The 12,832-nt window shown below is 35.6% G+C and carries 10 protein-coding genes; 3 read left to right on the top strand and 7 right to left on the bottom strand.

All coding sequences use genetic code 11. From position 1 onward, the window contains the following. Positions 1 to 141 precede the first annotated feature (141 nt). A complete protein-coding gene (locus tag ACXM0J_RS10830; protein ID WP_086264683.1) occupies positions 142 to 447 on the top strand; it encodes a hypothetical protein in 306 nt (101 codons plus the stop codon). Between the two features lie 85 nt (positions 448 to 532). Here the strand turns inward: ACXM0J_RS10830 and ACXM0J_RS10835 are convergent, their stop codons facing one another. Then, positions 533 to 1,690 carry a catalase family protein gene (locus ACXM0J_RS10835; protein ID WP_479750504.1) on the bottom strand — a complete coding sequence of 386 codons (1,158 nt, stop codon included), beginning with the start codon at positions 1,688 to 1,690 and terminating at the stop codon, positions 533 to 535. Between the two features lie 180 nt (positions 1,691 to 1,870). On the opposite strand from ACXM0J_RS10835, the gene ACXM0J_RS10840 reads away from it, so the two are divergent. Together ACXM0J_RS10840 and ACXM0J_RS10845 are read left to right on the top strand one after the other, a co-directional pair. Then, entirely contained in the window at positions 1,871 to 3,742 is a 1,872-nt protein-coding gene (locus ACXM0J_RS10840) for a non-contractile tail sheath protein (protein ID WP_213034382.1), read from the top strand. A 228-nt stretch (positions 3,743 to 3,970) separates the two neighbouring features. Next, the gene (locus tag ACXM0J_RS10845) at positions 3,971 to 5,080 is read left to right on the top strand and encodes an S-(hydroxymethyl)glutathione dehydrogenase/class III alcohol dehydrogenase (RefSeq protein WP_068565842.1); all 1,110 of its coding nucleotides are present in this window, start codon (positions 3,971 to 3,973) and stop codon (positions 5,078 to 5,080) included. A gap of 56 nt (positions 5,081 to 5,136) precedes the next feature. Here ACXM0J_RS10845 and ACXM0J_RS10850 read toward each other — a convergent pair whose 3' ends face one another. From ACXM0J_RS10850 to ACXM0J_RS10875, 6 genes are all read right to left on the bottom strand, one after another. Next, positions 5,137 to 6,108, bottom strand: coding sequence for a DUF4882 family protein (locus ACXM0J_RS10850; protein ID WP_213034383.1), 972 nt, complete (start codon positions 6,106 to 6,108; stop codon positions 5,137 to 5,139). A gap of 113 nt (positions 6,109 to 6,221) precedes the next feature. After that, positions 6,222 to 7,232, bottom strand: coding sequence for a fimbrial protein (locus ACXM0J_RS10855; RefSeq protein WP_086264687.1), 1,011 nt, complete (start codon positions 7,230 to 7,232; stop codon positions 6,222 to 6,224). Next, complete coding sequence (locus ACXM0J_RS10860; protein WP_086264688.1) at positions 7,229 to 9,790, bottom strand: fimbria/pilus outer membrane usher protein; 2,562 nt, start codon at positions 9,788 to 9,790, stop codon at positions 7,229 to 7,231. Before ACXM0J_RS10860 ends, ACXM0J_RS10855 begins: the two co-directional genes overlap by 4 nt. A 55-nt stretch (positions 9,791 to 9,845) precedes the next feature. After that, positions 9,846 to 10,580, bottom strand: a complete 735-nt coding sequence (locus tag ACXM0J_RS10865; protein ID WP_139841462.1) for a fimbrial biogenesis chaperone — start codon at positions 10,578 to 10,580, stop codon at positions 9,846 to 9,848. A gap of 87 nt (positions 10,581 to 10,667) precedes the next feature. After that, on the bottom strand, positions 10,668 to 11,201 hold the full coding sequence (locus ACXM0J_RS10870) for a fimbrial protein (RefSeq protein WP_000731819.1): 534 nt from the start codon (positions 11,199 to 11,201) through the stop codon (positions 10,668 to 10,670). Positions 11,202 to 11,692: 491 nt separating this feature from the next. Next, entirely contained in the window at positions 11,693 to 11,983 is a 291-nt protein-coding gene (locus ACXM0J_RS10875) for a hypothetical protein (protein WP_086264689.1), read from the bottom strand. Positions 11,984 to 12,832 lie beyond the last annotated feature (849 nt).

Below are 12,832 nucleotides of genomic sequence, written 5' to 3' on the forward strand. Positions count from 1 at the left end.
TCAAAACAATAAATAGTTATATTACACATAAATTATCAATTAAAATTAAAAATACAGAAACAATTTAATAAAAATTAAAAACTTATTTTTATAACTTTCAAACTATACTCATATTTATAGATAATTAATAGGGAGATAAAAATGCCAAAATACTTACTATTAGCAGAAAAAATTAATAAAAATATTAAGAGTAATTATTCAAACAACCACTTTAAAAACTTAAATAACCCCCTTATGGAAATCAAAAAAGCTATTGCAGGTACTGAGCTAAAGTTTTTATATAACTTTGTCAACTTCGAAGGTTCTATTGTTAGTGTAAAAAATGAACTACCTATTAGATTAGATATGAGCTTGATTCCGAAGCATAAAAGCGAAGATGATTTTATTTTATGGCTGGCAGACTTTATTGATCGCATCACTATAGATACAAGCAAAGGTATTCATTAAAGAAAGCTTATGCTCAGGCAAGAGTATTTGAGAACAATCATATTTAAACTTATTTTCAATCACCAAATCGTAATAGATAAAGCATCTAAGGTTCTTGTCTAGTGGCTGAATTCATATCATGTCGAACTCTGCTTATATTTTCATAAATGACTTTACGCATTCTATTTACTGCGCCTAATGGCTTATGCTCAGGTAAAGCATGCCACGGTGTAAAAGATAAATTTTCGCAGAAGTTGTTTTGTTCTGGTGTATCAAAGTCTTGCTTTGGTATGTGAATAGTCGCCACTTGATAAAAAGGAGCTTTATTTTCATCCCATTCTGTCATTGCATCTTCTACCACCATTTGACTTGAAGTACGTGGCTGAATAAGAAACTCCATACAGGCATCGGTATTTTGCAAAGTATTCTTTAAAGCTTCTCTTAAGAAATCATGACTAGGATTTTTAGGTAGATTATTTGGCTGCATTGAACAAGCACGAACTGAATATTTAACCGCTTTCCGGTCATTACCTAGCCCTAATTGATAGGGAACCATAGACCAGTAACGCGCATAGAGTGGGTTTGCGATTTGTGAATTACGTGCTCCGAGTGCATTCACAGTTCCTTTAACACCTAATGCAAATGGAATATGAAATTTTCTGATCATATTATGGCTATTCACATCATTCATAAAAGAAAGATATCGTTTAGCATCATTCGCAAAAAAGACTGGATGATTAATCATAATAAAATCTTGCGTGGTTGCTTGTTTTTCACTTTCTAAAATTTTCTGTCCTGATACACCTAAAATTTTTATTGCTATTCCACTTGCATCTTTGTCTATGTCGGCACTAGAGGCGTCATTAGAAGCATTTGAAAAGCGAATCCATGCTTGATAATTTTGATCTGGAATAAACATTCCTTTAGCAAACTGAGCTGGTATATTTTTTAAAACATGAAATTCAGCACGAACGCACCCATGTGCTTTAGGGTGAGCGTCACGCAAAGCATTTCCAGCCGTATATTGTTCACGAATTGACTTTTCAATAACTTGAGATATGTTATGGGCTATTGCTTCTTCATTAGGCTGTAATTTTTCTCCTAATGCTGTGTCGATCTGCGTATAAGAGTTACTTTCTGAAGAATTCTTTACCAGTGGTGTTGTTTGGGAATATAAAGTTTCACTACAACCTGATAATACAAATGCAAGAGGAGTAAATAAAAACAAACCCTTAAAATTTATAGGCTGCATGAAATTTTCCATTTATTATCTCCTTAGTACAAAAATATTTTAGAATAATATTAAGTATCCTGTGTAAATTTATTTTGGCCTTTATAAAAAATAAACTGTAAATAATTTAAACGTCATTGTTACTTATCTGAACAATAAAATAAAAATTATTATTTAATATAAAACCTCTTAATACATTAAGAGAATGACGTCATGATAACTAATCGACAAAATGTGCAAAATAATACTAACACATCACCTCATCCAATCACTCAAAATACACTTATTGATCGGTTTAGTCCTATTTATTGGAGAATAGACGGTCCACAAACAATGTCTTTTGCTATTACCAATTATGGAAATGGATTTGAAGCATCTTTTAGATCACGCATGACAACGGATTTGGCAGGAATTACTTGGGATTCTTATGATTCTAAAGATCATAAATTTTTAGCGTATGAAACCAAGTATAGCTATTCAGGTGTGGTATGGGACTTTGATATTGAACTGTCTCCCTCTATGCCTGTTTTAAATAATGGGGCACTAACCCCAACTTTAACGGTTTACTATAACGACAATGGCGTAGATAAAATTGCATATATTGTTCTATTTAATTACGCAAATAATCCATCATCACGAACGGCACATATTCATATTAACTGGGATACAGTAAAAGCAGGCTTCTCTGCTACAGATAACTTTCCAGTTACTAATATTCAGCGGATTTCATTTTCAGCTTTTACAAGCAGCTATAACGCACACTCATCATTGCCTCTCAGTCAAGCAGAAGATGGCTATATTCGTATTACCAATTCAGTTGTAACAGGGGCGAATGCCACGTTAAATCTAAGCCGAGTTGTAGTACCACAGCATAATTATGGCATCTGTACAAGCTATGATGACCACTATGATTTAAATCCTCAGCGCTTAGTTAACAATATGGTGACTTTGGGATATAAAGGTTTGGTCAATCACTATTGTGGAATGTCGCACTATCCTGAAATGACGTGGAAAAGTGATATTAATAAATGGCAAATACCAGATACATTGGTGACAGGCGAGACAGTTGTTAATTCATGTACTCGTAAATGGCATGAAAAATATGCCCAAGCTTTGCATAATGCCAGTATGCAACCTATCTTTGGGGTCAGCTTTGAAATGTATTCCTTGGGAACCAATGAATATTGGGCTCAGCGTGACTGGAACAGTAATTTAGGTAAAACAGGCTACCAACCACCGAGCTATTTTTTTAGTTTAAGTCATCAGAATGCTTTGGCATATCTACATAAAGTCTTTATTGAGTTTGCAGATGCAATGGTCGTAGGGGGATGCGATGTAAATATGCAGATTGGTGAACCTTGGTGGTGGTATAACACTGACACCAATCTACCTTGTGTATATGACTACCCAACAAAATTGGCCTTTAATGCAGATACAGGTTTATATGCACCAGATTTGGGGACAATTTATGAAGCAATGAATAAAACAGGAACGCCATATGATGAGTTTAAAACATGGCTTAGAAATAAGTTAGGACAAACCTGTCAAAACATTCGTACCGTGATCAAAGCAAAATATTCTAGTGCTAAAGTTAGTCCTCTTATTTTCTTTCCTTCCATTCAATCTCCAATTCAGACATTAGCTACTTATATTAACTATCCAAGCCAGCACTACTCATATCCTAATTTTGACTACATGATGACAGAAGCTTATGACTGGCTATTAGAAGCTCGCTTAGACTTAGCACATCAGGCAGTTTCCCAAATACCTATACAAGGGTTAGGCTATCCTGCCAATAAAGTCATTTATTTATCCGGATTCGTTCCCGATGCATCTATTGCTTACATATATGGATTTGATAAAACAAAGCCATATCGAACACCCATTTGGCAACGAATTTTTGGTGATATGAAGAATAATGTTTCTTTAGGTTTAATGAAGCAATTTATCTGGGCATATCCACAAGTTATGTATGATTCAATTACGATTGATACTACTCAAGCCCCAAATGACTTCTTTGTTGAAAATACACTTTATTCTCCAATTAGCGATAACACACCATATCCACCAGATATTTACCTATAAGTAAAAACAAGCTGCTTATAAGATAATGATTTGATAAGAAACCTCTTCAAGTAAGAGGTTTTCTTCTTTTTTAAATGTAGGCTTGCTTAGATGTACCTGACTGGCTATGCTGTGATGGATTGTCATGAAAGCCAATTTTAATTTAAGCAAAATTAAGCTCTTGTATTACCGATATATAATCTATTTTGCTCAACTATAAATACCGAATGATTTAAAGGAAACCCAAAGATGAAATCTCGTGCAGCTGTCGCCTTTGCCCCAGGAAAACCTTTAGAAATTGTTGAAGTTGATGTTGCGCCACCTCAAGCGGGTGAAGTTTTAATAAAAATTACCCATACAGGGGTATGTCATACCGATGCTTTTACATTATCTGGAGATGACCCAGAAGGTGTTTTTCCTGCCATCTTAGGTCATGAAGGCGCAGGTGTTGTGGTTGAAGTGGGTGAGGGCGTAACAAGCGTTAAACCTGGTGACCATGTGATTCCACTTTATACGGCTGAATGTAAAGAGTGTTTATTCTGTAAATCTGGAAAAACTAACCTGTGTGTTGCGGTACGTGCTACTCAAGGTAAAGGTGTAATGCCGGATGGAACCACACGTTTTTCATATAACGGCGAACCGATTTACCATTACATGGGTTGTTCAACCTTTAGTGAATATACGGTAGTTGCAGAAGTCTCTTTGGCTAAAATCAATCCTGAAGCAAATCACGAACAAGTTTGTTTACTTGGATGTGGTGTGACAACTGGTATTGGCGCCGTGCATAATACAGCCAAAGTACAAGAAGGTGATTCAGTTGCTGTATTTGGTCTGGGCGGTATTGGTTTGGCTGTTGTACAAGGTGCACGTCAAGCGAAAGCAGGGCGTATTATTGTCGTAGATACAAACCCAGATAAATTTGAACTTGCTAAGCAGTTTGGTGCTACAGATTTCTTGAATCCAAAAGATTATGACCAACCTATTCAGCAAGTGATTGTAGAAATGACAGGCTGGGGTGTAGATCATTCATTTGAATGTATTGGTAATGTCAATGTTATGCGCTCGGCTCTAGAGTGCGCACATCGTGGTTGGGGGCAATCTGTTATTATTGGTGTAGCTGGTGCAGGCCAAGAAATTTCGACACGCCCATTCCAGCTAGTGACAGGCCGTAAATGGTTAGGTACTGCTTTTGGTGGGGTAAAAGGCCGTTCACAACTTCCTAAAATGGTCGAAGATGCCATGAAAGGTGAGATTCAACTTGAACCTTTTGTAACGCATACTATGCCTTTACAAGACATTAATACTGCTTTTGATTTAATGCATGAAGGTAAATCAATTCGTACTGTTATTCATTTCTAAATGAAATAAAGAAGGGCTGTGATTCAGCCCTTCTTTACGACTTATAGTTTTATATCTTAAATGGCATTACCGCACATGTCTGTCGTGCCCTGAGGATAGCTAAACTGTAACGCATTACGGTCAGTAATCAGTTCATTTGACAATTCTTGTCCAAATAACTGATTAGAATATATTGATATACCACTTGAGACAGAAAAACGTATATTTTCAAGTGGAGCAGGTAAAGTAGATTGATACCCCTGATCAACACCATTTAAAATAAAGCCAACTCGCTTAGTGTTCTGATTAATATACATACCTAATCTTTGGTATCCATTTGAATTATTTGTCATGTTTTGACCTTTATAATATGGATTGTCAGGGCCGCTATTATCACTAATTCGGTAAGCTACAGAATAGCTTAATCTAGCAGGATTCTCACCAAAATCTGGATCATACCCCCCCATATCAAACCAAAAGCTGGATCTAACGGTATAACCATTATTTGTTACCCCCCTAAATCCAATGCCAGAGGAGTAATAAGTAGAATTACCAAGTGATGAATTCCCAAGGGCTGATGTTGGAAGCTTAAGCTCCATTTCAAATGCAACAATACCTGTATGAGGTAATGTGAAATCTCCAGTGTCATTAGCCATATTAAGACCAACTTTACTTAGAGCTACATAATTCAAATCGCCATATTCACTTTCTGACCTAGGCTCCACTTTAAAGCCAAATTTTTGCTCATTTATGAATGGAAATACATCCCTAGGAAAATATTCAGGGTGTTCATTATTCCAAAGATCGAGATCTTCCTGAGTTACATCAAAATTGTATTGGCACACTGGGGCAGAATTAAGGGAATTTGTTTTTGCCAAGAGGGTTTGAGACGTTAATTTTTCATTCTTTGCAGTTGATGAAATTTTTTTAGATGCTACTTTTGGGCTTGACTCGCTATGCGTTACTGTATTGGTATTATCAGAAGATACTTCATACATGGCCCAGCATAATGTCACTGCACTAACAGCAACTATACCTATTTTTTTCATAAACATTCCTATCGAGTTAAGTATTAAATTTTTAGAAAATAGTGATAAAGTAAAACTTATTATTAATATTTAAATATTTAAAATTATTCGGTTTAAAAAACTATTGAATATGATTAATCATATTCAATAGTTACAGTAGCCATTGCACGGACCTTACCAGCAGTCACATTTGTTGCTGTTTGATAGTAGCGGGCAGTCATTGGTACGTTATATTGAATTGTCTGATTAGAAGACAATGTACCTAAGGCTAATTTGTCACCTTTTTTGATGACCTGATTTTTATTTTGATAATTCCACAGTAACTGCACGCCCACACCATTTGCTTTTTCAGATGTGGCAGCAGTATTTGCCAGTACCTGATTGTTTGTTCCATCTTGGGTAAAGTCGTAAGTTAAACTAATGAGGTTTTTCTCTTCGTAACCCGTTGGGTTGACACCACCATTACATAGAATGTTCATATCAAAGGTTTGTTCGCCTTGAGTAGAACCAACACCTTTGAAACCAGCCTTTGTAACTGTTGGGAGCTGTACAACTTTGTTGATGTTACCTTGGATTTCACATGAAGATGATGCAATGGTAATTGCATTAGCATCAACAGTACTTGTTAAGAAAGGTTGATTAGGAAAGCCACGGACATAATAGCTACTATATCTACCTGGCACTAACGTTCCAGAACCTGTTTGTGGAGCAATCTTAATGATTTCAACTACAAAATAACCAGCCCCCAAATAACGGGTACCTGAGATTCCACCACGTTCATACGGGTAATAACCCGAGAAATTGGCATTATTCTCAGCTTCACGGTATAAACGAATACCAATCCCTGGAATATTAGTCGTATAGATGCTATTGCCTAGAGAGCTTAAAGGGTACCCTTGGGTTAATGCAGCAATTACTGTGTCTCTGCTATCACAAGAACGTGCTTCTGTAGAAGTACGATCAATAGGGAAAGTTGCCTTTCTTAAAATAGCACCGACTTGATCACTAGGGCGTACAACAACACGTCCTACGGCCATCCGAACATCATTTGCTACATAGTTATATATGCGGCATGCAGCATTAGCTTCGCCATATACACCAAGACCAGCAGTAAATAAGAAACCTGTTAATAATATTCTTTTCATTTGCAGACAGCCTCAGTCATTACCATGCTTTGTTGCTTATTTTGCAACTGATTACTGATGTTGTACTCAACCGAACAACGCTCATTACTCTCATCGCCCCATTTCACATATAGACGATCTTGAGCAAGTGGGGTACGTAAGTAAATCATACTACCTTGTGCAACAATACCTACAGCTTCATCTTTTTGATTAAAGACTTGAGCGCCAAAAGGTAAACTGTTGCCATCAGCTGTTTTACTATTAATGTAGACTGCATAACCCGTCTTGGTCGTAAAATCTACTTTCGCAATTGCACCAGCAAAAGGTGCGATACGTTGACTTGTTTCTTCAAGCTCTACTTGGCTCGACATCTCTTGTGGGTCAAGCGTAATATCGTTTAGGCGATAAGGTGTTACATACGGGATAACCGCATAACCAGCCTTATTTACACTTAAACCAACAGTATTATTAACTTTTGCTCCAGCTGCATCAGGTGCATGCACAAGTACCATCGTTTGGCCTTGCTCAGGTCCAAATAAAATACCATCTGAATGTGCAACCACACTACCACTTAAGCTAACCATTGCTTGTTGGTAAGAATCAGCAATACTATAAGAGCCACCAACTGTTGCATAGTTAGTACGGTAACGACCATTAGCGTTAAATGTTGGGTTTGCATAGTCTTGATGCGACACAGAAGCACCATAACTAAAGCGATCGCCAACCATTCCACTTGCACCGACAGTACGGCTGTCTTCAGAAGCAGTAACGTTAACGTTGACTGAATTCTTCTTAAAGTTAATAGGGAATGAGAGCGTCATTAAATATTCAGTATCATGCGACGCATCATTTGAACCGTACTCAACCTTACGGTTAATTGCAGATAAACCATAAGTTAAACCATGGTAGTTATTGCTATAACCAATTTGATACTGTTTAGTACTTTCACTACGATTCCAATAGTCAACCCACGAACCCACTACATAAAAGTTACCCCAACCTTCAGGAAGGCCTTGGTTTAATGTAATTTGGAATTCACTACGCTGGTGGCCAGCAGCTGCATAAGTGTTTACGCCTTTTTCTTCTAAATCACGAATAAGTAAAGCATCACGTAATTTATAGAAGTTTTCTGTCGAGTAACGATATGCAGCAAGAGTTAAGTTTGTGTTTGTTGGAGAAATTAACTTACTATAGCTTAAACGGAAACTTTGCCCAGATTGTGATGACTGTTTTTCAAAATCAGCTTCAGAGTGGGTAACATCTAATGCAACAGCACCAATTGGTGTAGCAAAAGCAGCCCCCAACAATACAGCAGCATAATTTTCTGTAGCTTGTATGCCTGTATAACCTGTTAGGTAGTTATTAATACCTTGTTGGTATTTACCCTGAACTACCCAAGGGTTAAGGTCGATATCCTGATCTCGGAACTGACCAACAGTTAAAGAATAACGGTTTACACCTGGACGCAACATTTGTACAACTGAAGCATATGGAACCGAAAATTTTTGTACTTGGCCATTTGCTTCAATAATAGAAACTTCAATTTCTCCACCAAAACCAGTAGGGTAAAGGTCATTAATTTCAAAGTTACCTGGTGCAACTGTTGTTTGATAGATAAGTTGGCCTTGTTGACGAACTTCAACTTTTGCATTGGTTTTTGCATTACCACGGATACGCGGAGCGTAGCCCAACATACTATTTGGTAGCATACGATCATCACTTGAGAAATCGATACCACGATAACCAATAGAATCAAATACTTCACCGTTGGTAAAACTATCACCTAGCGTTAACACACCACGGTACTTAGGAAATGCACGCTGTAAGTAAGTACTTGTTTCTTGATAATCTGATTTAGACTGATTTTCAGCAGGTGTATCTTGCCATTGCCATTGGCCATTATGGCGTAATTGCCAACCAGCAATATTTAAACCTGCTGTAACGCCCATAAATGCGTTTGTTGTTTCGCTTTGATCATTAGACTGATTAAATGTTTTATAGGCACTACCACTATAAGATAGGAAGCCCGCATTAATACCACGATCCCATACGCTTGGGTCGACATAGCCTTGCGCATTTTTTTGCAAAGCAACCTGCGGAATAGAAATATCTACACGTAAACGAGAGGTATCAAATTCATAAAATGCATTTTCAACCCACTCTTCAATTTTATAACAACTATTGTTTTCTTTTTGAAGGGTAGTGTGTTTAGACAAAACGTCTTGTTTAACGCCGTACTCAAGCAAGTTCATTCCTGTAAAACAGGTTACTGCATTTTTATTAGGGTCTAATGCTTTAAAGACCATACGACGTTTACCAAACCATTGACCGTTTACATAAACATCAACGTTATATTCGCCTGGTAAAACAGGGTTTCCATATTTAAAACGAGAAATATCAACTTTTTGAGCATCCCCAATTAAAAAAGCAGAATCAAATTCAGCCTCTACTGGAGCACTCGTAGTTGTTTCTTCAGCATGCACGAATACAGGCATTGTCATTGTGACAACACCAGAAGCCAAGTAGTAACAAATATGGCGTTTTAATAATTTATAAGATTCTTGCCTTTTTTTTGGCATAGCTAAGTCCGCCTACACATATAGGTGCTTAAATTTATTAAAAAGATAAATCTGATTACTGAAGTTTTATTGGGTGCTCAACACGGCCACCGTAGTCATTGACATTAATAAAACTCATATCTTGAAGATTGCCATTCTTAAGCTGAACTGACGCCTCAGAAAAAGGCTTAATCATGAGCCCTTGCGGTAATAAATCAACTTTTTTATCACCTGCCTTTTGGTAAACAGAAGTCATTGTGATATGAAAAGGGGTAGGATTCTTCACCGTTAAGCTTTGACCAGATTTAATCCATTGAAGCTTATCTGTTGCTAAATTCGCATCTTCTTTAATCGATGAAGGACGATAGAAGAATTTAATGCGTGAACGAATTGCAAGTTGTAAGAAATTATCAGGTGTCGTATCTTCACTTTTTGAAGTAGGTCTTGGTGGAATATCTAAAATATTCAACCATAAAACCGTTTCTTGCTTCTGATTTAACTGAGAAGCATTTGGTAAAGCTGTAATACGGAGCGTCTGACTTTTTGTAGCTTCAACACGAGAAATAGGAGGAGCAATCATAAAAGGAACTTTTGATTGGTCCGGTGTACTTTTTGGGTCACCTTCGTCAATCCAAGCTTGGACAAGTGCTGGCTTTGAACCGTTATTGCTAACTTGTAGCGTAACTTCGCGAGCATCCGATGGATAAATTACACGGGTGCCATGAATTACAATTTCTGCTTGAGTAGTGGGTGCGACAACTGCTGAAGCAAATGTCAAACCTAACAAAAAATTATAACCGTTCAATTTCATTTTCGAGTTCTCAACCAAGAAAGATTCAGGAAAGCGTTACACAAAACAGGGTTTCCATGCGGACACAGAAACCCCGCTATCAATTAATTATTGATAGATAATTGTGTATTGAACAGAAGTAGTTACTTTACCAGCAGTAGACGCGCCAGTTGCATAGTATTCAGCATAGTAGTTAAGGTCAGCACTTGCACCTTCAGCTACGTCAACCCATTGAGAGTTAGCTTGAGCACCGTTTGCACCCGCAGCAAGTACTGGGATGAAGTTGTTGTTGCTACCTAAAAGTTGAACGTTAACGTTTTTAGCACCAGTAGCGTCTTGGTTAAGTAAACGACCAGTATTAAAGTCAACAGTTGCACCTGGTTCGAAGTAAGTAGCTACTTTACCTTGTGAACAGTTAGCTAGGTTGATTTGGAAAGGAGTACGACCAGCAACATCCCCAGCAACAGCTAAAGTTTGTTTAGAAACAGTTGGAAGAGTAACTGTGAAGTCTTTACCAGCAGGGGTAACGATGTCACAAGTTTTGTCTGTAACTAAACCATTAATTGTAATTGTACCATCAGCAGCTTGAGCATTCGCAATCCCTACAACCGAAAGAGCAGCGATCAAAGCAAGTTTTTTCATAGTGTTTTCTCAAAAGTCTGGATAAAAGTTTAATTCCTTACTTTTCCAGTGTTTGACATCTTGAAAAGTAATGCGGCGATATTAACACTTCTCAAACAAAATGCAAACTACATCACATTATTTTTTAATAATTTTAATTTAATCACATTGTTTATTTGGAATGTAGAGCTAGTATTTACAACTTATGTGGCTGTTTATAAAAGTTTTTTATTTTATGAAAGAAAGATACTATGTAAAAAAGCAAGTTACATAAGAACACTATGCAAATTGAAAAGAATTAAACAGTTTATGTGAAAAATAAGCTTAAACTCTTAGAATACAATTATATAGAATAAATTATGTATATGTATACAGAAAAAATAGACAAATAGTCATTTTTGATAAAAAAGAGTGATCCAATCATCAATTCATCAAAATGTGAGATGAATTCGACAAATCACTCTTCTATCCAAGCTTACTAATGAAATAAGCTCAAATATTCTAGTTATAAGTTAGTGATAATTGATAAGTACAACCTTGTGATTGGAACCTATACTTTCAATACTAGTGTCCATTTTCTCAGTGTGTTGAGCTAATTTAAAAAGACTATCTTTATTTAAATATTCACTATCAAGCTTAATATTTAAATTATTTACATCAACACATTCTATCTCACTATGTTCTCTTGAACACGTATCTTCAACAATATTTCCTCTTATCATTATAGTGTTACTTGCATAACAAAATAGTGGGGAAGTGGAAAGCACCATCAAAACAAGAAGTTTAAATATATTATTTTTCATTTTATATACCTATTTATAAAATAGCTTATATAATTGATACATTATTTTTAATTTAAAAACAATTATTAAGCTTAAAATAATAAAAATTATTAATTTTCACGTGATATAAATCACATTAACGATTTTAAATAATGTAATAGTTAAAATTCTTAAACCATATTAATCCATGTAATTAGTTAAAAATTAAATAATTAATATAATTTATTGATATTTAATTAATTTTTAATAATTAGATTAACAAATCAACATAAAACAACTAAATGATATACAATTAAATATTTAATAAACATATAATTTATTTGTTTGATTTATAATTTATATTTCAAAATTATTACTGAGAAATAAAATATGGATTTTAATAAAAATGTGACTAAATATACATTATTAAGCTAATATGTAATTAAATTTGCTTTATATTATGGACCTGAGCATACAAGACCTATTGAATTAGAATTTAGCATACACTTTAAATATTTTAGGAAAATGAACTAACGAAATATAATTCGTAGATTCCTTTGGATTTAGGTAGGGAAAAAGTTCAATAAAAATCAAACAAGCGATTATTAGCCAAACCTAATCATAATTTCTATTTAATTAGATTTTATGAATACTATTTATTATGCATCAATAGCAACGTCAGAAGATGCTAGTGCTGAATTTAATTAGAATAAAGATTCATTCCACATAGCTAAAACGTACCACAATAGCTAGAAAGAGAAATAAGCACTACAAACAAATGAAGTATAGCTACCAAGCTACGGGTCAACATTGAATTATATAATTGTTCGTATAATGTGGTGCACAGATTATGTTACTAAGCCCCAGTGAGAAGATTAGACAAGCTCACGG

This window comes from Acinetobacter sp. GRABPA_MV_2, from assembly GCF_056725885.1.